This is a genomic window from Sinorhizobium americanum (assembly GCF_001651855.1).
In the GTDB taxonomy this organism is placed as follows: domain Bacteria; phylum Pseudomonadota; class Alphaproteobacteria; order Rhizobiales; family Rhizobiaceae; genus Sinorhizobium; species Sinorhizobium americanum.
In genome coordinates this window covers 39,882-62,827 of sequence record NZ_LNQC01000034.1, presented here as the reverse complement: position 1 = coordinate 62,827, position 22,946 = coordinate 39,882, and the positions used below count along the sequence as shown (strand labels likewise).

The following is a 22,946-nucleotide window of genomic DNA, read 5'->3' as shown; positions in this document are numbered from 1 at the left end:
ACGTTTGACCAGCATCCCAAGAGGCGACGACTGTCGCATCTCTAACTGGCTCATATGTCGCATCTCTAAAATGCCGCTACAGATCAAGATCGCATAAGATAGATTATGGAACTAACCTATCTGAAGATGATTCCACAATTTCAATTGGAATCAAAAGCTTGCCGGAAGATCCTATCAGACAGCCTTTACGCCTCTTCGGCCGCCGGCACCTCGACTTCGAGCTCCAGCCGCATCATGTCATAGGCCGGTTCGACATGGTCGGGCGTCTCGTCGCGCACGACGTCGTAATCAAGCGGCACATGCATGTGCGTCAGTACGGCGCGCTTTGGCTGCAGCCGTTCGATCCAGCCGAGCGACTGCACCAGCGACAGATGGCTCGGATGAAACTTGTACTGCAAGGTGTCGATGATCAAGAGATCGAGTTGCCTGAGCTTGGCGATCGTTTCGGCCGGAAAGTCGCTGACGTCGCTGCAATAGGCAAAATTGCCGATGCGGAAGCCGAGCGAATGGATATTGCCGTGAAACTGCATCAAAGGCTGGAAGGCTATCGGGCCGCCGGCGCCGAGGACGGTAACCGGCGGAAGATCCTCTGGGATGATATGCGGCTCGACGATCGGCGGATATCCGCTGCCGGGCGGCGCTTCCAGGCAGTAGCGGAATCCGTCGCGAATCCGAGCCATGGTAAAGGCGTCCGCCCAGATCGGCACACGCCTGCGGTTCTCGATGACGAAGCCGCGCAGATCGTCGATGCCGTGCAGATGATCCGCATGGGCATGCGTGTAGAGCACGGCGTCGATGTGGCGAACATCGGCCGCCACCATCTGGGTGCGGAAATCGGGACCCGTGTCGATGACGACGGTCGTCTTGCCGCCGTCCGGTGCGAACTGCTCCACGAGCAGCGCGGCCCGCAAGCGCCGATTGCGCGGGTTTGACGGATCGCAGGCACCCCAGTCGCCGGTGATGCGCGGCACCCCGGGCGAAGAGCCGCAGCCCAGGATGGTGAAGACCCGCCGGAACGCCATGTCTAGAGCCTCGGCATCTTGGAAAAGATTCGCAGGGCGTTTTCCGTCGTGATCTCCGCGATTTCCCCCTTCGTGACGCCGATTGATTCGGCGAGCACGTCGGCCGTGTGTGCAACATAGGCCGGCTCGTTGCGCTTGCCGCGGAAAGGCTTTGGCGCCAGATAGGGCGCATCCGTCTCGACGATCAAGCGATCGCGCGGAATCGTTTCGGCGATATCCCTCAGTTCCTGCGACTTCGGGAATGTCAGGATTCCCGAAAATGAGACATAGCCGCCGAGGTCGACGCCGATGCGCGCCAGGTCGGCTCCAGACGAGAAGCAGTGGAGAAGGAAGGGGAAGGCGCCCTTCCCCGCTTCCTCGGTCAGGATCGCGGCCATATCCTCGTCGGCCGACCGGCTGTGAATGACGAGCGGCAACCCGGTTTCGCGCGCCGCCTCTATATGGCGACGCAGGCCCTCCGCCTGCGCCTCGCGAGGCGCATTGTCGTAGAAATAATCGAGCCCCGCCTCGCCGATCGCAACCACCTTTGGATGTGCCGACAGGCGGACGAGGTCCGCCGCGGTGATGTCCAGTTCTTCGTCAGCATTGTGCGGATGGGTGCCGACCGAGCAGAAGACGTTCTCATATTTTTCGGCGATCGCCAAAATCGTCTCGAAGCGCTTCACGCGGGTCGAGATTGTCACCATCTGGGTCACGCCTGCCTGCCGGGCACGTTCGATGATCTCGTCGCGCTCGGCGTCGAAATCCGGAAAATCCAGATGGCAGTGCGTGTCGATCAGCATCAGTTCGCTCTCGCTTACGCTTCCGGCGCCACATAGCGCGGGAAGACCGGCTTCGGCGCCTCAAGCGGCGTCCCGGGCACCAGGCGGCCCGCTTCGCCGAGATCCGCGAAACTGCGCCTTTCTTCGGGGACCGCTACCAGATCCAAGAGCTTGCCCGCCGATTCGGGCATGAAGGGCTGCAGCAGGATCGCGATCTGGCGCACCACCTCCGCCGTCACGTAGAGCACGGTCGCCATGCGCTCCGGATCGGTCTTCTTCAGCGCCCAGGGTTCCTGACCGGCGAAATAGCGGTCCGTCTCGGAAACCACGGCGATGATCGCGGCGAGCGCGCGGTGGATGAGCTGCTTGCCCATTTCCTCGCGCGTCGTATCGAGGAGCGAATCGGCGGCGGCGAGCATTGCGCTGTCCTCGTCCGTCAGCGGACCGCATACCGGAATCTGGGCGTCGCAGTTCTTGACGATCATGGACAGAGAGCGGCTGGCGAGATTGCCGATGCCGTTGGCGAGGTCGGAATTGATCCGGGTCGCGATTCCCTCCTCGCTGTAGCTGCCGTCCTGGCCGAAGGAGACTTCCCGCAGGAAGAAATAGCGGATCTGGTCGAGGCCGAAATGTTCGACGAGGTTGAATGGGTCGACCACGTTGCCGAGCGACTTCGACATCTTCTCGCCCTTGTTGAGCAGGAAGCCGTGCGCGAAAACGCGTTTCGGCAGCGGCAGGCCCGCCGACATCAGGAAAGCCGGCCAGTAGACGGCATGGAAGCGAATGATGTCCTTGCCGATGACGTGGATATTCGCCGGCCAGAACTTTGCCCGAGGCCCCGACGGATCGGTCAGATAGCTGGTCGCGGTGAGATAGTTCGTCAAGGCGTCGACCCAGACATACATGACATGGGCAGGATCGTTCGGCACCCGGATGCCCCAGTCGAAGGTCGTGCGCGAGACCGACAGATCCTTCAGGCCCGACTTGACGAAGGAGATCACCTCATTGCGCCGCTCGGCGGGTCCGATGAAATCCGGATTCTCCTCATAATGCTTCAGGAGCTTCTCCTGATAGGCCGACAGGCGGAAGAAATAGCTCTCCTCCTCGACCCATTCGACCGGCGTTCCCTGCGGCCCGTAGCGCACGCCGTCGTCGCGCAGCTCCGTCTCGTTTTCTTGGTAGTATGCCTCGTCCCGGACGGAGTACCAGCCGGCATAGGCATCCTTGTAAAGGTCACCCGCCTCGCCCATGCGGATCCAGATCGCCTGCGATGCCTCGTGGTGGCGCTTCTCCGTCGTGCGGATGAAATCATCGTTGGATGCGTTGAGCAGTTCGGCCATCTTTTCGAACTCGGCCGAGTTGCGGTCGGCAAGCTCCTGCGGCGAGATGCCCTCCTTGCGCGCCGTCTGCTGCATCTTCTGGCCGTGCTCGTCGGTCCCCGTCAGGAAGAAGACCTCGCGGCCGTCCAGCCTCTGATAGCGCGCCATGGCGTCCGTCGCGATCAGTTCATAGGCATGGCCGATATGCGGCTTGCCGTTCGGGTAGGAAATCGCGGTGGTGATGTAGAACGGGGACGTATCTCTCATGGCGGCTTCGATTTATCTCGGATCGGAAACTATGGCTGCTATTAGCGCATCGCCTTTAGGTAGGGAACCGCTGCACCCAGAAAAACCCTGGCGGACAGTAGCTCCTTCGGGTGCCTTGGCAGTTGACATCTGCGGCCGCCGGGAACAAATCATAAACACGGAAAGGGGAATGCGATGCTGGGTGATCTCAAGGAAAAGTTCGAGAGAGCCTCGGCTGCCTATGCGAACGAACACGCCATCGTCCGAGATCCGGACTGGTACATTCTGAAGCTGCAGGAGGAACTCGGCGAACTGACACAGGCATGGAACAAGGCGAGCGGTCGCGGGCGGAAGGCTGGCACGCCGATCGACGAATTGCGGCGGTCACTTGCAGACGAGACGGCCGATCTTCTCGGCCATGTCCTGCTCTTCGCCCACAAAAATGATATCGACCTTGCCGCGGCGATCGAGCGGAAGTGGAAATTCAGGCCCGACCTATAAGGCGTCCTTCAGGTCGTCGAGCAGGGACAGGATCGTCTGCTTGCGATCGAGATTATAGGCGTCGCTTATGGTCAGGCGCTCGCTGAAGCTGCTGGACAGCCTTGCAAAGCGTTCGGCGCGGTGAATGTCGCCGGCAATGGCAGCGTCGCGCGCCAGCCGCATCACCCGCCCCGTGGCGAGGGACGAGAAGAAGTCGTAAATCGTCTCGCTGTCCTTCGCCGAAAGGATGTCGGCGAGCTTGTACATCTGTTTGCGGACGGAGGGCCCCTGCCCTGCGAGGATGTCCTCGAAAGCAGCGGCAATATCGAGGCCGCCATAGTTGATCAGCTTCAGTGCCTCGGAAACGCTGCCGCTCGCCGCGGCAATGATTCCGTCGGCGCTCGGACCGGCCAAATCGAAGCCCAGATGGGCGAGCGCCAGGCGCATCGAATCCGATTCCAAGGGCTTCAGCCGCAGCGGCAGGCAGCGCGAACGGATCGTCGGCAACAGCTTTCCCGGAGCGTGCGTCAGTACGAGAAACAGCGAACGGCGCGGCGGCTCCTCCAGAATCTTTAGAATGGCGTTGGCGGCATTGCGGTTGAGGTCGTCGGCGGGATCGATGATGACGATGCGCCAGTTCCCCGTGCCCGATGTCTGCCCGAAGAATTTTCCGGCGCGGCGGACCTCGTCCACCGTAATCGCCCCCTTCGCTCTGCCCGTCTTTTCGTCGACAGGGCGCGTCAAATGCAACAGGTTGTGCGACGCGCCGGAGGCAAGCTGGCGCGTGACGAGCGACGCCGGATCTGGGTCGTCGAGGAGTTCGGGCGCCTCCGCGGGTTCGGAATGGCTGAGCACATGATTGGCGAATCGAAAAGCGAGCGTCGCCTTGCCGATCCCTTCGGGGCCTTCGATGAGGATCGCATGGTGACCCTTGCCGGACCGGTAGCTCTGGGCAAGAAAGGCTTCGGCTTCAGGATGGCCGAAGAGCTTGTCGTTTTCGACGGGAGCGACTGCCCCCTCCAGCACGCCGGGACGTTCCATGGTCATGATGCCGCTTCGACCGCGGACGATTGCGGTTCGCCATTGCCCGGTAGCAGCGCCTCCACGAGCCTCAGCACTTCCGCCGCGATCGCCTCCGGCGGATGGGTGGCATCGACGACCCGGCACCGTTCGGGATCGGCCTCGGCAATGTCGAGGAAAGCCTCTCGGCGCTTCTCGTGCGTCTCGAGCTGTTCCTTTTCGAAGCGGTCCGGGTTCTCGCTTGAACGGCGCCGGGCGCGTTCCAGCCCGACCTCTGCAGGCAGATCGAAGATGATTGTCCGATCGGGAATGACGCCGTTCACCGCGACGCGCTCCAGCGTTTCCACGAAGCCGGGCTCAAGATTGCCGGTGACGCCCTGGTAGACGCGGGAGGAGTCCATGAAGCGGTCGCAAAGAACGATCCTCCCCTGCTCCAAGGCGGGACGGATGACTTCTTCGACATGGTCGCTGCGCGCCGCCGCGAAGAGAATCGCCTCCATGCGGACGCCGAAGGGTTCCGCCGCGCCTGACAGCAGGACGTGGCGGACCGCCTCCGCCCCGATGGAGCCACCGGGCTCACGGGTGGTCAGCACGTCATAGCCTCGGGCGCTGAGCGAATCGGCAAGAAGGCGCATCTGGGTCGATTTTCCCGCCCCTTCTCCACCCTCGAATGTTACGAACAATCCCTTTGTCAGCGACACAAGTTCTTCCAGATCGGCGTGCATACCGGTTCTGTTTAGCCGATTGATCTGGCGGAAGGAACCGCCAAGCGCCGCATTTGTCACAGCCAGAAGAACAGAAGTTCCTGCAGGGCGTCGAGCGCCCGGCTGCTGAGCGTCCCGGGCCCGACCGCCTCGGCAGTTCTGACCGGCACTTCCCTCAAAAGCTTGTCTCCGTTCCAGAGCTTGACGACGCCAACCTGCTGGCCGGCTGCCACCGGCGCCGTCAGCGGCCATTTATAGACGATCCTCGCCATCAGCCGTTCCGGATTGTTGACCGGCAGCAGCAGGTCGACCGGGCCGCCCGCGACCAGCGAGACACGAGACGCCTCGCCGCCATAAACGCTCGCCTCGCCGATCGTCTCGCCTTCGGCGAAGATGCGCCGTTTCTCGAAATTCGTCATTGCCCAGTCGAGCACGCGGCGGCTTTCCTCAATCCTCTCCTTGTCTGTTTCGAGGCCGGCCATCGCCAGGTAAACCCGGCGGTCGCCGCGCTGCATGGAGGCGGCAAGCGAGAAGCCGAACCCTTCTGCAAAACCGGTCGCCAGTCCATCGACGCCAGCATTGGCGGCAATCAACGGGTTCTTGTTGCGCTGAAGGATCTTGTTCCACTCGAATTCAGGCTGAGCATAGAGACGGTAGAATTCCGGATGCGCCTCGCGCAGATGGCGTGACAGGGTGACGAGTTCACGCATTGTGATGCGGTTTCCCGGATCCGGTAGTCCCGTCGCATTCTTGAACGTCGCAACCGGCATGCCAAGCGCGCGCGCGCGTTCGTTCATCCGTTCGGCGAAGGCAGCCTCGCTGCCGGCCATGCCTTCGGCTAGGATGATGCAGGCGTCATTGGCCAGCTGCACCGTTGCGCCTTGAATGAGCTCTGCAACGCGGATCTGGGATTTGATCGCGGCGAACATCGTGGCCGTGCCGGAGGGCGCGCCGCCGGTTCGCCAGGCATGCTCGGTAACCGTGAAGGTCGTCTCCGGCGTCAGTTCCCCCTTCTCCAGCGCCTCGAAGACCACGTCCATTGTCATCAGCTTGGCAAGCGAGGCGGGCGGCACCGGATCGTCTTCGCCGCGCGCGAAGAGCACGGTGCCGGTTTCCGCATCGACGAGGTAGATTTGCTTCGCCTTCGTATTGAAAGCCGCCGTCTGCGCTGCCGCCTCCCCCTGAGCGATCGCCGCCAGGATGCCCACGATCGCGAACCACTTCATGCGCATGAGAAACTCCGGTTTCTCACACGGGCATAGCAGTGCGGAGACCCCCGTTCAATCGGCATCGAGCGGATCAGATGGCGCCTTAATGCCGCTTTGCATAGGCAAGGATCGACTCGGGAGTGAGCGGATTGGAATCGACCATTATCGCTTCGAAGGGAGAGGCCTTGTCGCTGACACGCACTTCGACATAGGCGGCCGCATAGGCCATGCTGCCATCCGGCAGCGGGATCAATTCGGGCCGCTCGGTCGGAACCGGTCCGATTTCCGGCAGGAGCACGAATTCGGTCATGGCACGCGGCGTCGGGAAGGCTTGCGCCGGTGCGGCCAGAGCGTTCACAGGGACGCCTGTGCCGCGCATCGACTTGGCCGGGACCGGGACGATGCCGAGGTCTTGTGCCTGATTGCGCAGCGGTTCGTTCGAGGCGACCATGACACCCGTCGCAATCTGTCCCTCCGGCCTCACACCCGGGCTGCGATCGCCTTTGGTGACGTAGGACGCCATGAGATAGGGCATGTCGTTGCCCTCGAGCGGCGCCCGGCCGACATATTGAACGCGGACCTTGGCGCTCCCCTTGCGCTTGATGTCCAGCATGTCAGCCGTCTTCGAGGAGACATCGATGATCCGGCCGTACTCATAGGGACCACGGTCGTTGACGCGGACGATGACCGACGTGCCGTTCTCCATGTTGGTGACCCGGGCATAGCTCGGCAGCGGAAAGGTCGGGTGCGCGGCCGACAAGTGATACTTGTCGTAGACTTCGCCGTTTGCCGTCAGGCGCCCGTGAAAGGCTGATCCGTACCACGACGCTACGCCGGTCTTGTTGTAACCGAAATCCTCTTTCGGCTGGTACCACCTGCCCTTGACCTGATAGGCCTTGCCCACCTGATAGCGGCCGCCCCCCTTTGGAATATTGCGTCCGGTCGCGACCCGCGGACTGGCTTTGACGCCATAGACGGATTCGGCGAAGTATTCCTTGCTTCGCGACTTGCTCTTCTTGACACTGGATGTCGTCGATCCGCAGGCGGCAAGTGCCGCGCACAGCAACGGAACTGCAGCGAGCCGAATTCCCCTCGCAATGTATGCCGCTTTTCTATCAGATGTCATCTGTCCCACAAGATCATTCGCAATGCCGCACCGAAATGATCTGCACTAGCCCCCGCGCAGAATTCCGCGTTCCGAAACGGAACAATCAAAGTAATCATGACAACAACAAGGCGAAATTGCGAACTGGATGGCGAAAGCGCGATAGAAATCTCGCCTTATGGTTTACGAAGGGTAAATTTCAGGGCTGCAGGAATGCGGAGCGCCCGGCCTGCCACCTCAACAAAATCAGGGATGGTTCATGCTAAAACTTGCAAACCTCTTTTGCTTCGGGCAATAACGCGGCTGCCCGGAGGAGTGGCCGAGCGGTTTAAGGCAGCGGTCTCTATATAAGACGGATCGTCATCACCGCTGCATTTGAAGGGCAATGCCACAGCGATGTGGCAAATTCGGCATCGATTCGGCACTCTGAACGCATCGATGTCAAAACGGGCAAGGACAGGTGGCCGAGTGGTTTAAGGCTCTGGTCTTGAAAACCAGCGTACGGGAAACCGTACCGTGGGTTCGAATCCCACCCTGTCCGCCATCTAGCTCCAGATACGACTTGCCATCTATTGGAGCTCCCCAATGCCGCGAACCGCAATGGCCTTTGAGGCAGAAATCGTCCATGATCTGCCTGACGAGTTGGCCGCACTTGTTGGCCGCGTGGTTGTGACATTCGCAAAGCTTGAGCACAAACTGACGGCATTGAGCGGGCTGCTGCTGCAATTGAATAAGGCTGAAGCTCGAATTGTGCTGAAGACGCCCCGGGCCGCGGAACGTCTTGATATGGCGCCAGACCTCTTCGCCGTTAAGGATATCAGTATCGAGACCGACTCTGTATGGCTGCGCAAGTTGGTGCAGGAGGTGAACGAGGAACGCGATTTGATCGCGCACAGCATATGGCTCAAGCACCCAGTTACAGGCGAGCTATTCTTGCGCAGGACACGCGGGCGGTGGCCACGGCACCTAGCTACACAAGGCCCGGTGAAGTGGGTGATATTTCCGCAGTCGGAGGCCAATGGCGCGGCTGAGTGCCAAGAAGCGCTCGATAAGATCGTACAAGCCATGGCGGCTGTTGAACAACTCGGAGCCGAACTTGATAAGGCGATTGCAACCTATCCTGACCGCTTTCGGCCGCCGGCCCCTATTGTCAATCCCTTGGGCATCTCGGGTAGTAAGCGCTGACGACATCGACCCAAGCGAGAAACGATAAAGGCAAGTCTTGCCGCTTTCGCGGGCGATAGTGCACGTGAAGGCTATTGTATGATCTCGCGCCGAAAAAACGGTCGCCGGTGCCCGATATCCTGCCATGGCACGGTCGCCGGTGTTAATTGTCGGGACCGACTATGATGGAGCCGACCGCGCCTCCGACGCAAACTAGCTGTTCTGTACCTGCTCGACCGCTTGCGCCAGGAATTCCAGCATGCGGACGCGGATTTCGCTTTCAGACTGAGCCACTCCGGCTACTTCGAAGTCGGTTCTGATCTTGTGCACGATGTCGTCATGGCTCGCATCGTCGATATCGGCGGCAATCAGGTCCCGGGCGTAGGCTTCCGGATCCGATTTGTTCAAGAGACCGGCTGCCCAGAGGCCGAGCATCCTGTTGCGGCGCGCCAAGGCCTTGAACCTCAACTCCTCGTCCAAGGCAAATTTCGCCTCGAAAGCCTTCTCGCGATCCTGCATCGTCGTCATCAATCGATCTCCCTGAAAGTTCCTGCAGAAGCATTCTCACATAATCCGACAGGGCGGTGAATGTGCAACGCGCCTTTTCGTCTTTGGCGACTTTCATGATACCCTAATCTAAATTCGGGGACGAAAAGATACGCCGATTGTGAAATGCGTTCTTTTCAGATATGGACCCGCTGAGAAAATTCCATATGCGCGACCCAAGAGCGCCAACAACCACAGAGAAAAGTCCATGAATCGTCGCCGCCGTATCTACGAGGGCAAGGCCAAGATCCTTTATGAGGGTCCGGAACCGGGCACGCTGATCCAGTTCTTCAAGGATGATGCTACCGCCTTCAACAAGAAGAAGCATGACGTCATCGACGGCAAGGGCGTGCTCAACAACCGCATTTCCGAGTACATCTTCACGCATCTGAACAAGATCGGCATTCCCACGCACTTCATCCGCCGCCTCAACATGCGCGAGCAGTTGATCAAGGAAGTGGAGATCATTCCGCTCGAGATCGTCGTGCGCAACGTTGCTGCCGGTTCGCTGGCTAAGCGTCTCGGCATCGAAGAAGGCACTGTTCTGCCGCGCTCGATCATCGAGTTCTACTATAAGGCCGATGCGCTTGACGATCCGATGGTTTCGGAAGAGCACATCACCGCCTTCGGCTGGGCCAGCCCCCAGGAACTCGACGATATCATGGCACTCGCCATACGCATCAACGATTTCCTGTCCGGCCTCTTCCTCGGCGTCGGCATCCAGCTCGTCGACTTCAAGATCGAGTGCGGCCGCCTCTACGAGGGCGACATGATGCGCATCGTCCTGGCCGACGAGATTTCGCCCGACAGCTGCCGTCTGTGGGACGTCGAGACCAAGGAAAAGATGGACAAGGATCGGTTCCGCCGCGACATGGGCGGGCTGGTCGAGGCCTATCAGGAAGTGGCCCGCCGTCTCGGCATCATCAACGAGAACGAGCCGCCGCGCGGTTCCGGTCCCGTGCTGGTCAAGTAATTTTCGAGGAAGCTTAAAGTGATCAAGGCACGCGTAACCGTGACGCTGAAGAACGGTGTTCTCGACCCGCAGGGCAAGGCAATCGAAGGCGCGCTCGGCGCGCTCGGCTTCGACGGCATCGGCCAGGTTCGTCAGGGCAAGGTGTTCGACCTGCAGCTCGAGACCGCGGATAAGGCAAAGGCCGAAGCTGAGCTCAAGGCAATGTGCGAGAAGCTGCTGGCGAACACCGTGATCGAGAACTACAGCATTTCCCTCGCTTGACAGCGAGGGAAATCACCCGCCGGTCGCCTCGATCGAACGCAACCGCAGATCGGTTCACCGGCGTTTCCAAGCATTGAAAAATCGCCCGCGCCGCTCATGCCCGTGGGGTCTAGGCAAGGTATTTGCGCCATGAAGTCAGCCGTCGTTCAGCTTCCAGGCCTCAACCGCGATCGCGACATGATCGCGGCGCTCACGAAGATCTCCGGCAAGGCTCCGGTCACCGTGTGGCAGACCGAGACGGAAATGCCGGATGTCGACCTGATCGTCATTCCCGGCGGTTTTTCCTACGGCGACTACCTGCGCTGCGGCGCGATCGCCGCGCGCATGCCGGTGATGCAGGCGATCAAGGCCAAGGCCGAGCAAGGCGTGCGCGTCCTCGGCGTCTGCAACGGCTTCCAGATCCTCGTCGAGGCGGGTCTGCTGCCGGGCGCTCTGATGCGCAATGCCTCGCTGAAATTCGTCTGCCGCGAGGTCAAGCTCGAGGTCGTCAACGCGGACACGGAGTTCACTCGTGCCTATGCCAAGGGCCAGGTGATCCGCAGCCCCGTCGCGCACCATGACGGCAACTATTTTGCGGACGCAGAAACCCTGAAGGCGGTCGAGGGCAATGGTCAGGTCGTCTTCCGTTATGCAGAAAGCACCAACCCGAACGGCTCGATCAACGACATTGCCGGCGTGGTGAATGACCGGGGCAATGTTCTTGGCATGATGCCGCACCCGGAAAACCTGATTGAAGCGGCCCATGGCGGCTCGGATGGCCGCGGCATCTTCGCCTCGGCGCTCGACGTAATCGCTGCTTAACCATATCGCTGCTAGAAGGCGACATCGATCGTTCCCGCGCGAGGCCGCCTATGCCATCCATGAAACGCAGACATTTCGCAGCGCTCGGCTGCGTCGCCGCAAGCCTCGTGCTCGTCGGCGGCTGCCAATCCAACCGCCCAGCCTCCGCGCCCGCGAGTTCCGCCGCGCTCCCGACGATGGAGCGCGTTGCGCTTGGCGCCAATGGCTGCTGGTTCAAATCAGGCGACCCGGCCTTCAAAGCCTATCGGCTGGCGCCGGAACTCAACTCCTTCTCCGGGCGCCCGCGCATTCTGCTCGTGCCGCGCAAGTCGCCCGAGTCACGCCCCCTCGCGGTCATTCAGGCCGAAGGCCACCCTGCCCGGCTGCAGGCATTCGGTCCGCTTCTCAGCGAGCCGGTGGGCACGCGCATTGCGTCGGACGTGCGGCGCTGGGCCGCGGGCGGCCAAGGCTGCAGTTGAGCTTGGGCGACTACCCGATCTGGGCTCGCCTGCCTTGCGCAACCAGCGCCAAACTCCACAGTCACCCGACTCCCAAAGGCAGCAGTCATGCGGGCAGCGGCTAGCGCCAGAATGGCACGGCAGCCTCCCGCCGCGCTTCGGCCTCGCTGATCCCGATGTCTTTCAACTGGTGGGCGCTCAAGTCGCCAAGCACCAGACGGCTGCGCCTTTTCGCAGCCAGCGCGCAGTAGAAGCGCCATAGCCAAGTGAGAATATTCAAGTTGCTGCGTCGCCCCCGACGGCTGGGGCTCTCGGCATGCTGCGGCGACAGCTGGATTGTATTAATTGTATCCATTGCACCTAACCTCAACGCCGTTTTGTCGCGTAATCTTGTGATAATTGACACGGCAATTGAGGCAATATAGATAATTGTCACTATGACAACTTGGCTTCCGGACATACAGCAGGGATACGGACCGCTTTACGCGCGCATCGCCGACCAGATCGAACAGGCGATCGGCAACGGGGCGCTGCCCGTCGGTACCAAGCTGCCGCCGCAACGCAATCTGGCATTCGACATCGGCGTGACGATCGGCACGATCGGCCGGGCCTACAATATCGTGCGCGAGCGCGGGCTTGTGAGCGGCGAGGTCGGCCGCGGCACCTATGTGCTGGACCACCCGGAGAGCAGACCGCCAGAACAGGCCGACCCGCTCACCACGTCGCTTGCCGGCACCCGCCCGATTGTCGCGCCTCCCGGCAAGCTGCGCTTCGACAGCACGGCGGCGCCGGACATCGGTCAGGGTGACATTCTGGCAAAATTGCTCGGCGACATCAGCCGAGAGCATCATGCGGACATTGCAAGCTATGCCCGCAATTTTCCGGATCATTGGTTCGAAGCAGGTGCACAATGGCTGGCGAGCGGCAGCTTTCGTCCGGCACCGGAATGCATCGTGCCGACACTCGGCGCGCACGCCGCCGTCATTGCCGTGATTTCGGCAGTCACCTCGCCGGGCGACCGCATCGCCTTCGAAACGCTTACCTATTCGCAGGTAAGCCGCAGCGCCGGGCTGATCGGGCGGCGGATCGCGCTGATGGCAAGCGACGAGTCCGGGCTGATCCCGGAGGATTTCGAGCGCGTTTGCGCCCAGCAGCATCCCAAGCTCGCCTTCCTGATGCCAAGCGCGCAGAACCCGACGGTGGCGATCATGCCGCTCGAGCGGCGTCAGGCTGTCGCCGAGATCGCGCGCAACTACGGCGTATGGCTGGTCGAGGACAATCTCTATGGCTCGATGACCGGTGATCCCATTCCGCTTCTCGCCGAACTAGCGCCGGAGCGGACTTTCCTCGTCGGCGGCCTGTCGAAGTCCGTTGCCGCCGGTGTCCGTGGCGGCTGGGTGGCCTGCCCGCCGCATTTCAGCCAGCGCATCCGCATCGCCCACAAGATGATCAGCGGCGGCCTCCCCTTCCTGTTGGCCGAGCTCTGCGCGCGTCTGGTCCTTTCGGGAGCGGCATCCTCCTTGCGCAGCCGCGGCGTCGAGGAAATCGGCGAGCGCGTCGCGATGGCGCGCGAGATCTTCGCGGGCTTCGAGTTCAACGACCATCCGAAGGTGCCCTTCCTCTGGCTGAAGCTCCCGGAGCCCTGGCTGTCGGGAACCTTCAAGCAGGCAGCCCTCCAGGAAGGCGTGCTGATCGATGACGAGGACGAATTCAAGGCGGCCCGGTCCGACCGCGTCTTCCACCGCATCCGCGTCGGCTTCTCCTCGCCGGCCAAGCGGAGCGACGTGCAAACCGGGTTCCAGGTCCTGCGGCGTCTGCTCGATAGCGGCCGTACTGGATACGACAGCTTTGACTAAATCCCTGCCAGACGACTTTCGCGCAAGCGACGACGATTTATAGTTGTCAGCGTACCGCCTGAGTCGATTCGTCTTTCCAAGGGATCTGGCATGCTCTCTTCAACTTGGCTTGCTGCCCGAAACTCGATACTCGGTTCCGTCGGAGCCTTCGCGCTCCTGGCATGTCTTGGGGCAACACCCGTCCACGCAGCAGAGCCGATCTTCGACGAACTCCGTTTCGGTGCGACGACCTCCATCGGCGACGGCGACAATCAGGAGAACGGCGTGTTCCCATCCGTGACCGTCTTTTTCGACCCGTTCGGTGCAGACAGTGCTACTGGCTTTATTGAAAAGGTCCTGCGGCCACGGGTGCATGCCGGAGCCTCGATCGCAACCGGGTCGAACGGCGTCAACCAGGTGTATGGCGGGTTCAGTTGGGACGTCGACATCACCGAGCGTTTCTTTGTCGAGCTCGGTGCCGGCGGCACGGTTCACGACGGCGATCTGAACGATGACGGAACGAACGGGCCGAAGCTTGGCTGTCGGCTGATGTTTCACGAATATGCCGCCGCCGGGTTTCGCTTCGACGATCACTGGAACCTGTCGGCAACGGTGGAACACTCCTCCAATGCCAATCTTTGCAACGGTCCCAACGACGGTTTGACGCGTTCGGGACTGATGCTCGGCTACAAATTCTAACGACTTCCAATCGGAAATTTCGGTCAAGAGCGCGTCGACCGGCTCCTGTTGATCTGTGGTATTTTTCTGTCGCGCCGCGGCGCGGCATAGGCTAAAGAAGCCGCAAAGCGCCCCCTGTTTGTGTTGCGGTTCGCACGCGCCGTGTCCCTGTCGGAAGGGGTGCGCGCCGCCCGAAGGATTGACGGTCGACGATGACGATTTCCAACACCCGCCCCATCACCCCGGACCTCATCGCCTCGCACGGGCTGAAGCCCGACGAATACGAGCGCATCCTGAACTTGATCGGGCGCGAGCCGACCTTCACCGAACTCGGCATCTTCTCGGCCATGTGGAACGAGCACTGCTCCTACAAGTCTTCGAAGAAATGGCTCCGCACGCTTCCGACCAAGGGACCGCGCGTCATCCAGGGGCCGGGCGAGAATGCCGGCGTGGTCGACATCGATGACGGCGATTGCGTCGTCTTCAAGATGGAGAGCCACAACCATCCTTCCTATATCGAGCCATATCAAGGCGCCGCCACCGGCGTCGGCGGCATTCTACGCGACGTCTTCACCATGGGCGCCCGCCCGATCGCCGCGATGAACGCGCTGCGTTTCGGCTCGCCCGATCATCCGAAGACACGCCACCTCGTTTCCGGCGTCGTCGCCGGCGTCGGTGGCTACGGCAATTCCTTCGGCGTGCCGACGGTCGGCGGCGAGGTCGAGTTCGACGCGCGCTATAATGGCAACATCCTCGTCAACGCCTTCGCGGCGGGTCTCGCGAAGAGCGACGCAATCTTCTATTCGAAGGCGGAGGGCGTCGGCCTCCCCGTCGTCTATCTCGGCGCCAAGACCGGCCGCGACGGCGTCGGCGGTGCCACCATGGCATCGGCCGAGTTCGACGAGTCGATCGAGGAGAAGCGCCCGACCGTGCAAGTCGGCGACCCCTTTACGGAAAAATGCCTGCTCGAAGCCTGTCTCGAATTGATGCAGACCGGCGCCGTCATCGCCATCCAGGACATGGGCGCCGCCGGTCTCACTTGCTCCGCGGTCGAGATGGGCGCAAAGGGCGATCTCGGCATCGAGCTCGATCTCGACAAGGTGCCGGTGCGCGAAGAGCGCATGACCGCCTACGAGATGATGCTTTCCGAGAGCCAGGAGCGCATGCTGATGGTGCTGCGCCCGGAAAAGGAAGAGGAAGCCAAGGCGATCTTCGTCAAGTGGGGCCTCGACTTCGCGATTGTAGGCAAGACGACCGACGACCTGCGCTTCCGCATCCTGCACCAGGGCGACGAAGTGGCAAACCTGCCGATCAAGGAACTCGGCGACGAGGCACCGGAATATGACCGCCCCTGGACGCCGGCCAAGAGCCCCTCGCCGCTCGCGACCAACGACATTCCCCAGTCCGATGTGGCCGAAGCGCTTCTGAAGCTGATCGGCTCCGCCAACAATTCTTCGCGGCGCTGGGTTTACGAGCAATACGACACGCTGATTCAGGGCAATTCGCTGCAGTTGCCGGGCGGTGACGCCGGCGTGGTCCGCGTCGAAGGCCATGAGACGAAGGCGCTCGCCTTCTCCTCGGACGTCACCCCGCGTTATGTCGAGGCTGATCCGTTCGAGGGCGGCAAGCAGGCGGTGGCCGAATGCTGGCGCAACCTGACGGCAACCGGCGCCCTGCCGCTGGCCGCAACGGATAATCTGAACTTCGGCAACCCGGAACGACCGGAGATCATGAGCCAGTTCGTGCACGCCATCAAAGGCATCGGCGAAGCCTGCCGGGCTCTCGATTTCCCGATCGTCTCGGGCAACGTATCGCTCTACAACGAAACCAACGGCCAGGCCATCCTGCCGACCCCGACGATCGGTGGCGTCGGATTGGTCAAGGACTGGTCGAAGATGGCGCGCATCCGCTTTGCCGCGGCGGAAGAGACCATCCTGCTTGCCGGCGCGCCGGAAGGCCTGGGCAGCCACATCGCCCAGTCGGTCTATATGCGCGACGTTCACGGCCGCACCGATGGTCCGGCGCCACACGTGGATCTGGCGCATGAGCGCAAGGTCGGCGACTTCGTTCGCGACCTGATTTCGGACGGACTGCTCACCGCCGTGCACGACTGCTCTTCGGGCGGCCTTGCTCTTGCCGTCGCGGAAATGGCGATCGCCTCGGGCATCGGCGCGACGATTGCGGCTCCGGAGAACGATCCGATTGCGGCCTTCTATGGTGAGGATCAGGGTCGCTATGTCGTGACGGTCACTGCCGATAAGCTCGATGCGGTCGCCGCTCGGGCGGCAGTCGCCGGCATTGACCTGCCGGTTATCGGCAAGACCGGAGGCGAAGCCGTGAAACTCGGCGATGCAAAGGCGGTCTCGGTAGACGAATTGCGCTCCGCGCACGAAGCCTGGTTCCCCGCCTACATGGGCAGCGATCTGGCTCCGGACAATTGACGGCAGACGGGGCGGAAAACCGTCAAATCATCATTTGCGTTCCGCCCCTGAATCGTGGTTCCCTTGAGGCTACGAGCGGTGATGGGCCCCTGCCCCCGCAGAAGAATAACAAAGGGAGTTGGCATATCATGCCCATGACACCAGGCGATATCGAAGACATGATCAAGGCCGGAATCCCCGGCGCCAGGGTCACGATCCGCGATTTGGCCGGTGACGGCGACCACTATGCCGCCGAAGTCGTGGCCGAAGCGTTTCGCGGCAAGACCCGCGTGCAGCAGCACCAGATGGTCTACAACGCCTTGAAGGGAAATATGGGCGGCATACTACACGCGCTCGCCCTGCAGACGAGCGCGCCGGAGTAAGTCCCCATGGCGGACCTGATCAAGGAACTCGTCAGCGGTGTCGTCGACAGTGCGCTGAAGGAGATTCTGAAAAAAACCGGCGCCAGGAAAACCGCGACGCGGCGGACGAAGCGTCGGTCCAGGCAAGCGCCAGGCGCCGGCGGCATCCTTGCCGAGATCATCGAGGCCGCCATCCGCAAGCCGGCAAAGAAGCAGGTGAGCCGTCGCCGCAGCGCTGCATCCCGGAGCAAGCTGCGCCGCCGCTCCGCCTGAGGTGGTTTGAAAGCCACATTTTGAGGACCATCAACATTTTTGCGAATTGGGTGGGTGAAAACCGCACCCATGCGTGCTATTTAAGCAGCAAAGCGACATCCGGTCCTTGAAACCGGCCAGGAAGGAAGACAACATGAGCGGAATTCACGATTTCATCGACAACGAGATTAAGACGAACGACGTCGTTCTCTTCATGAAGGGCACGCCGCAGTTTCCGCAGTGTGGTTTCTCCGGACAGGTGGTGCAGATCCTCGATTACATCGGGGTCGACTACAAGGGCATCAACGTGCTCGCCGATGCGGATCTGCGCCAGGGCATCAAGGATTACTCCAACTGGCCGACCATTCCGCAGCTCTATGTGAAGGGCGAATTCGTCGGCGGTTGCGACATCGTGCGCGAGATGTTCCAGGCAGGCGAGTTGCAGGAGCATCTTCAGGGACAGGGCATTTCCGTAAAGGGCGCTGCGTAGCATCCGCAATAGTAAACAGGTCACGGAAAAGGCGGCCTGACCGCCTTTTTTGATTCCGGAACTATATGCCGTCCGGCTAAATTTCGATGCACTCCTTGAGCAGGCGGCGAAATTCACCGGCTCCGGATGGGTCGCCTACGGCTGCGCACCAGCAGATTTTCGACCGCCCCACGGGGCGATCGATGCAGCCGTTGCCCTGGTGCGCACGCTCGCAACCCGCCTATTCATAGCATCGAGGTCGGTGCAGGCTCGACCTAGGACTGAATTTTTACAGACAGATCAATGCATTGAAGAACTCTGCGCCTGCATACCGGCGGCGCATTCTGTGCCGGACGCCGAGCGGACGGTCAGCGGGATTCACGAAATGACAAAACCGATAGATCAAGCGGCCATGCTTTCCGGCCTCAGCAAGAGCCAGTTCATCGCCCTGATGGCGATGCTGATGTCCATCAACGCGATTTCCATCGACATCATGCTCCCGGGCCTCCAGGAGATTGGTGCAAGCCTCGGCGTCACCAACGAAAACGATCGCCAATATATCCTGTCCGCCTATCTGTTCGGCATGGGGTTTGCGCAGCTTTTCTTCGGACCGCTTTCCGACCGCCTCGGACGGAAGGCGCCGCTCCTCGGCGGCCTGGCGCTCTATGCCCTGAGCGCGATCGCGATTGTCTTCGTGCCGACATTCGCGGCGCTGCTGTTCTTCCGCTTCGTTCAGGGCGTCGGCGCGGCTGCCATTCGCGTCGTGACCGTGTCGGTCGTCCGGGACATCTATGGCGGACGCCAGATGGCGGAGATCATGTCGCTGGTCATGATGGTGTTCATGATCGTCCCGGTCATCGCTCCGAGCATCGGTCAATTGATCATGATTTTTGCAGAATGGCACATGATCTTCGTCGTGATCGCGTTCTACGCGCTTGCCGTCACGGCGCCTGTCGCCGTGCGCCTGCGGGAGACTCTCGCCCCTGAGAACCGGCGCCCATTCACGGCGTCTGCGATTCTGGACGGCTTTCGTATCGTCGTGACGAACCGAATCGCCCTTTTCTATACGCTGGCAACGTCCGTGATCTTCGGCGCGCTCTTCGGCTTCATCAATTCGGCACAGCAGGTCCTCGTCGGCATTTACGGTCTCGGCGTGTGGTTCCCGGTCGTCTTCGCGGCCTTTGCCGGCCTCATGGCGGTCGCGTCCTTCACCAATTCGCGTCTCGTGCAGCGGTTCGGCATGCGGGCACTCTCACATGCCGCCCTTCTCGGCTTCACCTTGGCGAGCTTCGTCTGGATGGGCGCATCGCTCGCGGGACCGCTGCCGCTGCCGATCTTCGTGGTCCTCTACGCCGCGGCAATGTTCCAGTTCGGGGTAATCTTTGCCAATTTCAATGCCATGGCCATGGAGCCGCTCGGGCATGTGGCCGGTACCGCCTCATCGGTCCTCGGCTTCGTGCAGACGATCACCGGTGGCGTCATCGGTGCCTTCATCGGCCAGGCCTTCGACGGCACCGTGACACCACTTTCCGTCGGCTTCTTTACGGTCGGCGTTCTTGCGCTCCTCTTCGTGCTCATTGCAGAGGGCGGCCGGCTTTTCAAACCGCACAATCCCGCCGGCTAGCCGGATGCCCGGTGTGGCACGACGGTCGGATTGTTCCTCCCAAATCTGCCTATTGTGGATATTCCAATGACTTCAATCTTAGAAGACACCCTCAACGCCCGACAACAACCGGAAGATACCAACCCGGTTTCCGGTGCGGCTCGTATCGGCATGGGCCTGGTCGAATTCATCGTGACGATTGCCGTGATGACGGCAAGCGTGGCGCTCGCAATCGACAGCATGCTGCCGGCGCTTTCCAGCATCGGTCAGTCCTTCGACGTTGCCAATGCCAACGACGCGCAGCTCGTCATCGGCATCTTTTTCCTTGGATTCGGTTTTTCGCAGATTTTCTTCGGCAGCCTTTCGGATGCCTTCGGCCGCCGTGTGGTGCTGCTCGGCGGCTTGGCCTTCTTCACCGTCTCGAGCTTTGCCGCCTCGCAGGCGACAAGCTTCGAAGCGCTACTCGTGCTGCGCTTCATCCAGGGCATCGGCGCCGCGGCGGTGCGCATCACCACCATGGCGGTCGTCCGCGACTGCTTCGGCGGTCGCGAGATGGCGCGCGTCATGTCCTATGTGATGATCGTCTTCATGATCGTGCCGATCGTCGCTCCGTCGCTCGGACAGGTGGTCATCGTCTATGCCGATTGGCACTGGATCTTCATTCTGATCGGCGTGATCGGCCTCGTTCTTTTCCTTTTGGCACTGACACGCATGTCGGAGTCGCTCCCGGCCGAGGAGCGCCTGCCGCTCTCCGTCGGCGCAATCCTTTCAGGCTTCCGCACGGTCCTGACGAACCGGATCACCTGCGGTTACATGATCGGCCTGACGCTGTTCACGGCGGTCATCTGCGCCTACATCGTCAGCGTGCAGCAGGTCTTCGGCGAAATTTACGGTCTCGCCGACTGGCTGCCGATCGCCTTTGCCGGAACGGCCGGCGGCATCGCGGTCGCGAACTTTGCCAATGGCTTCTTCGTCCGCAGCTTCGGCATGCGCCGCATCTCGCATGCCGCGCTGATCCTGTTCACGCTGCTTGCAGCCGCGGGTTACGCGCTGTCGCTGGCCGGCACGCCGGCCTTCGTCGTCAGCTACGTGATGTTCTCCGTGCTGCTGATGTTTTTTGCCGTGATCGCCACCAACTTCACCGCCATCAGCCTCGAGCCGATGGGACATCTCGCCGGCACGGCAACGGCAATTACCGGCTTCATCTCGACGACCGCCGGCGCCCTCATCGGCAGCGCCGTCGGCCAACTTTTCAACGGAACGCTGCAGCCCTTGTTCGGCGGCTTCGCGCTTTTCGGAATTCTGACCATTGCCGCTACGCTCTGGGCGGAAAAAGGAAAACTCTTCACGCATCCGGGCGACCAGGCCGCAGGTGGCGATCACGGTGGCGGACATATGTAACAACAAAGCCCGCTCGGCGATCCGGGCGGGCTTTCTCTATTGTGACGTCTGTAGCGTCCTTGATCAAACGGTGAAAACCTCGCGGCGCAGCGCCTCCCAGCTTTCCTTGTCGGTGGCGAGAAGCAGCCCGCCATTGGTGTGGGCCGGCAGATAACGCGATCCATCGAAGCGGGCCGCATAGGCGCCGGCCTCTTCAGCGATCAGCGTGCCTGCGAGGTGATCCCACGGCATGAGCTTCTGGTACATCAGGAAGTGCAGATGGCCGGCTGCGAAGATGCGATACTCATGCGCGGCGCAGCGATAGCTCGTGGCGATCCTCACCTTGGCCAAATTGCCCATGACGACCCGGCGGTCAGCTTCCTGGTAGAATGCCGTCGAAGCGCCGCCGACCATGCTGCCAAGCGGCACGCCGGCGGTGACCGACAGTCTCTCCTGCGACCCGTTCGGGCGGCACATCCAGGCGCCGGAACCTTTCTCGGCAATCACCCAATCATTGCCGAGCGGATCGTAGATGATGCCCGCAACGGTCTCGCCGTTGGCGACGACGCTCGCCATCACCCCGAAGAGCGGCAGGCCGGCGGCGAAGTTGAAGGTGCCGTCGATCGGATCCACGACGATGGCAAGATCGGCATCCGCCAGCTTGTCGAGGAGAGCGGGGTCGGCCGCGACCGACTCCTCGCCGATGAAGACTGCGCCCGGCGCGATCGTATCGATCTTCGCCTTGATCAGCCTCTCGGCGGCCTCGTCGCCCTCCGTCACCAGATCGATCGCCTCGGACTTCGTCCGCACATCGCCCGATTCTAGATTCCGGAAGCGAGGCAGGATTTCCTTGACCGCCGCCTCCTGCAGAAGATTGGCAAGGGCGGCGATATCGACGGGCTGGCTCATTCTTTGGGCTCCGGAGAAAGGGACTGGAAATCGAAAAGCTTCGGATCGAGCAGGTGCGACGGGTTCACATGGCCGAGGGCGCGCAGCATCGTGTCTTTGCGGCCAGGCATGCGCCGCTCGATGTCGGCAAGCATCGCCTTCATGGCATTACGCTCGAGACCGTCCTGCGAGCCGCAGAGATCGCACGGGATGATCGGGAATTCCATCGCCGCGGCGAATTTCGAGAGATCGTCCTCTGCCGCATAGGCAAGCGGCCGCAAGACCGTCAAATCGCCCTCGTCATTGAGAAGCTTCGCCGGCATCGACGCCAGCCGTCCGCCATGGAAGAGGTTCATGAAGAAGGTTTCGAGAATGTCCTCGCGATGGTGCCCGAGCACCAAGGCGTCGCATCCTTCTTCCCGCGCGACGCGATAGAGATTGCCGCGTCTCAGCCTGGAACAGAGCGAACAATAGGTCGCGCCCGTCGGCACCTTCTCCTTCACGATCGAATAGGTATCGCGATATTCGATCCGGTGCCTCACGCCGATTGAGGCGAGATAGTCCGGCAGGATGTGTTTCGGAAAGTTCGGCTGGCCCTGGTCGAGATTGCAGGCGATGAGCTCGACCGGCAGAAGCCCCCGCCACTGCAGATCCATCAGCAGCGCCAGCAAGCTGTAGCTGTCCTTGCCGCCGGAAACGCCGACAAGCCAACGCCTCGACCCTTTGAGCATGCCGAAATCGTCGAAAGCCTGACGCACCTGGCGCAGCAAGCGCTTCCTCAGCTTGTTGAAAGAGACGGAAGTCGGCATCCGCGCGAACAGCGGATGAGCACCGGTGTCTACGGCATCTTCCGCATTGGGAGCAGCGTCCATTATCTCGCGCTCGGACGATAGTGAGAATTCCATGGGGGCAATCTCGGAATCTGCGGGCGCAATGCAGCGCCCAACGGTCTCCACCAGCACTTGCCCCGTCCAGTCGGGAAGATCAAGGAAAAACGGGAAACCGCTCCTTC

The 22,946-nt window shown here is 61.5% G+C and carries 25 protein-coding genes and 1 tRNA gene; 15 read left to right on the top strand and 11 right to left on the bottom strand.

Going from position 1 to position 22,946, the window contains the following annotated elements:
- Positions 1-185: 185 nt before the first annotated feature.
- From ATC00_RS02105 to metG, 3 genes are read right to left on the bottom strand one after another with little or no spacing between them, the layout of a single operon-like run.
- The gene (locus ATC00_RS02105) at positions 186-1,022 is read right to left on the bottom strand and encodes an MBL fold metallo-hydrolase (protein ID WP_037385904.1); all 837 of its coding nucleotides are present in this window, start codon (positions 1,020-1,022) and stop codon (positions 186-188) included.
- A gap of 2 nt (positions 1,023-1,024) precedes the next feature.
- Positions 1,025-1,804, bottom strand: a complete 780-nt coding sequence (locus ATC00_RS02100; protein ID WP_064251813.1) for a TatD family hydrolase — start codon at positions 1,802-1,804, stop codon at positions 1,025-1,027.
- A 14-nt stretch (positions 1,805-1,818) separates the two neighbouring features.
- Positions 1,819-3,369 (bottom strand): methionine--tRNA ligase, encoded by a 1,551-nt coding sequence (gene metG / locus ATC00_RS02095; RefSeq protein ID WP_064251812.1) that lies wholly within the window; start codon positions 3,367-3,369, stop codon positions 1,819-1,821.
- A gap of 174 nt (positions 3,370-3,543) precedes the next feature.
- Between metG and ATC00_RS02090 the strand changes: the two genes are divergently transcribed.
- Complete coding sequence (locus tag ATC00_RS02090; protein WP_064251811.1) at positions 3,544-3,849, top strand: pyrophosphohydrolase domain-containing protein; 306 nt, start codon at positions 3,544-3,546, stop codon at positions 3,847-3,849.
- Here the strand turns inward: ATC00_RS02090 and ATC00_RS02085 are convergent.
- The 4 genes from ATC00_RS02085 to ATC00_RS02070 form a co-directional block, all read right to left on the bottom strand.
- Positions 3,844-4,875, bottom strand: coding sequence for a DNA polymerase III subunit delta' (locus ATC00_RS02085; protein WP_037385914.1), 1,032 nt, complete (start codon positions 4,873-4,875; stop codon positions 3,844-3,846). The genes ATC00_RS02090 and ATC00_RS02085 overlap by 6 nt on opposite strands.
- The gene (tmk, locus tag ATC00_RS02080) at positions 4,872-5,573 is read right to left on the bottom strand and encodes a dTMP kinase (protein WP_037386031.1); all 702 of its coding nucleotides are present in this window, start codon (positions 5,571-5,573) and stop codon (positions 4,872-4,874) included. Before tmk ends, ATC00_RS02085 begins: the two co-directional genes overlap by 4 nt.
- Positions 5,574-5,629: 56 nt before the next feature.
- On the bottom strand, positions 5,630-6,784 hold the full coding sequence (locus ATC00_RS02075) for a D-alanyl-D-alanine carboxypeptidase family protein (protein WP_064251810.1): 1,155 nt from the start codon (positions 6,782-6,784) through the stop codon (positions 5,630-5,632).
- 79 nt (positions 6,785-6,863) lie between these two features.
- Positions 6,864-7,886 (bottom strand): septal ring lytic transglycosylase RlpA family protein, encoded by a 1,023-nt coding sequence (locus tag ATC00_RS02070; protein ID WP_064251809.1) that lies wholly within the window; start codon positions 7,884-7,886, stop codon positions 6,864-6,866.
- Positions 7,887-8,319: 433 nt separating this feature from the next.
- Here ATC00_RS02070 and ATC00_RS02065 point away from each other — a divergent pair.
- Positions 8,320-8,409, top strand: a tRNA-Ser gene (locus ATC00_RS02065).
- 41 nt (positions 8,410-8,450) lie between these two features.
- Positions 8,451-9,050 (top strand): hypothetical protein, encoded by a 600-nt coding sequence (locus ATC00_RS02060; protein WP_064251808.1) that lies wholly within the window; start codon positions 8,451-8,453, stop codon positions 9,048-9,050.
- 192 nt (positions 9,051-9,242) lie between these two features.
- Here the strand turns inward: ATC00_RS02060 and ATC00_RS02055 are convergent, their stop codons facing one another.
- Positions 9,243-9,557 carry a DUF1476 domain-containing protein gene (locus ATC00_RS02055; RefSeq protein ID WP_064251807.1) on the bottom strand — a complete coding sequence of 105 codons (315 nt, stop codon included), beginning with the start codon at positions 9,555-9,557 and terminating at the stop codon, positions 9,243-9,245.
- Positions 9,558-9,783: 226 nt separating this feature from the next.
- Here ATC00_RS02055 and purC point away from each other — a divergent pair, with 226 nt between their 5' ends.
- The 4 genes from purC to ATC00_RS02035 all read left to right on the top strand — a co-directional run bounded on the left by purC (position 9,784) and on the right by ATC00_RS02035 (position 12,068).
- Entirely contained in the window at positions 9,784-10,548 is a 765-nt protein-coding gene (purC, locus tag ATC00_RS02050; RefSeq protein ID WP_018239850.1) for a phosphoribosylaminoimidazolesuccinocarboxamide synthase, read from the top strand.
- 18 nt (positions 10,549-10,566) lie between these two features.
- Complete coding sequence (gene purS / locus ATC00_RS02045) at positions 10,567-10,809, top strand: phosphoribosylformylglycinamidine synthase subunit PurS (protein WP_012708154.1); 243 nt, start codon at positions 10,567-10,569, stop codon at positions 10,807-10,809.
- Positions 10,810-10,938: 129 nt separating this feature from the next.
- Positions 10,939-11,610, top strand: a complete 672-nt coding sequence (purQ, locus tag ATC00_RS02040) for a phosphoribosylformylglycinamidine synthase subunit PurQ (protein WP_064251806.1) — start codon at positions 10,939-10,941, stop codon at positions 11,608-11,610.
- 50 nt (positions 11,611-11,660) lie between these two features.
- A complete protein-coding gene (locus ATC00_RS02035; protein ID WP_037385928.1) occupies positions 11,661-12,068 on the top strand; it encodes a hypothetical protein in 408 nt (135 codons plus the stop codon).
- 100 nt (positions 12,069-12,168) lie between these two features.
- On the opposite strand, the gene ATC00_RS02030 is transcribed toward ATC00_RS02035, so the two are convergent.
- Entirely contained in the window at positions 12,169-12,483 is a 315-nt protein-coding gene (locus tag ATC00_RS02030) for a DUF1127 domain-containing protein (protein ID WP_234782234.1), read from the bottom strand.
- Between the two features lies 1 nt (position 12,484).
- Between ATC00_RS02030 and ATC00_RS02025 the strand changes: the two genes are divergently transcribed.
- From ATC00_RS02025 to ATC00_RS01990, 8 genes are all read left to right on the top strand, one after another.
- Complete coding sequence (locus ATC00_RS02025; protein ID WP_064251804.1) at positions 12,485-13,903, top strand: aminotransferase-like domain-containing protein; 1,419 nt, start codon at positions 12,485-12,487, stop codon at positions 13,901-13,903.
- A gap of 90 nt (positions 13,904-13,993) precedes the next feature.
- Positions 13,994-14,581, top strand: coding sequence for an acyloxyacyl hydrolase (locus tag ATC00_RS02020; RefSeq protein WP_064251803.1), 588 nt, complete (start codon positions 13,994-13,996; stop codon positions 14,579-14,581).
- A gap of 191 nt (positions 14,582-14,772) precedes the next feature.
- Positions 14,773-17,001, top strand: coding sequence for a phosphoribosylformylglycinamidine synthase subunit PurL (gene purL / locus ATC00_RS02015; RefSeq protein ID WP_064251802.1), 2,229 nt, complete (start codon positions 14,773-14,775; stop codon positions 16,999-17,001).
- Between the two features lie 128 nt (positions 17,002-17,129).
- Positions 17,130-17,363 carry a BolA family protein gene (locus ATC00_RS02010; protein WP_037385938.1) on the top strand — a complete coding sequence of 78 codons (234 nt, stop codon included), beginning with the start codon at positions 17,130-17,132 and terminating at the stop codon, positions 17,361-17,363.
- Positions 17,364-17,369: 6 nt separating this feature from the next.
- Complete coding sequence (locus ATC00_RS02005) at positions 17,370-17,615, top strand: hypothetical protein (RefSeq protein WP_037385941.1); 246 nt, start codon at positions 17,370-17,372, stop codon at positions 17,613-17,615.
- A 133-nt stretch (positions 17,616-17,748) separates the two neighbouring features.
- Positions 17,749-18,084 carry a Grx4 family monothiol glutaredoxin gene (grxD, locus tag ATC00_RS02000; RefSeq protein WP_037385944.1) on the top strand — a complete coding sequence of 112 codons (336 nt, stop codon included), beginning with the start codon at positions 17,749-17,751 and terminating at the stop codon, positions 18,082-18,084.
- A 364-nt stretch (positions 18,085-18,448) separates the two neighbouring features.
- Entirely contained in the window at positions 18,449-19,687 is a 1,239-nt protein-coding gene (locus ATC00_RS01995; RefSeq protein WP_037386034.1) for a multidrug effflux MFS transporter, read from the top strand.
- Between the two features lie 150 nt (positions 19,688-19,837).
- Positions 19,838-21,067: a multidrug effflux MFS transporter gene (locus tag ATC00_RS01990; RefSeq protein ID WP_052035550.1), complete on the top strand. Its 1,230-nt coding sequence runs from the start codon at positions 19,838-19,840 to the stop codon at positions 21,065-21,067.
- 63 nt (positions 21,068-21,130) lie between these two features.
- Here ATC00_RS01990 and ATC00_RS01985 read toward each other — a convergent pair whose 3' ends face one another.
- Together ATC00_RS01985 and ttcA are read right to left on the bottom strand one after the other, a co-directional pair.
- On the bottom strand, positions 21,131-21,955 hold the full coding sequence (locus ATC00_RS01985) for an inositol monophosphatase family protein (RefSeq protein ID WP_064251801.1): 825 nt from the start codon (positions 21,953-21,955) through the stop codon (positions 21,131-21,133).
- The gene (gene ttcA / locus ATC00_RS01980) at positions 21,952-22,839 is read right to left on the bottom strand and encodes a tRNA 2-thiocytidine(32) synthetase TtcA (RefSeq protein WP_064251800.1); all 888 of its coding nucleotides are present in this window, start codon (positions 22,837-22,839) and stop codon (positions 21,952-21,954) included. Before ttcA ends, ATC00_RS01985 begins: the two co-directional genes overlap by 4 nt.
- Positions 22,840-22,946: the final 107 nt, after the last annotated feature.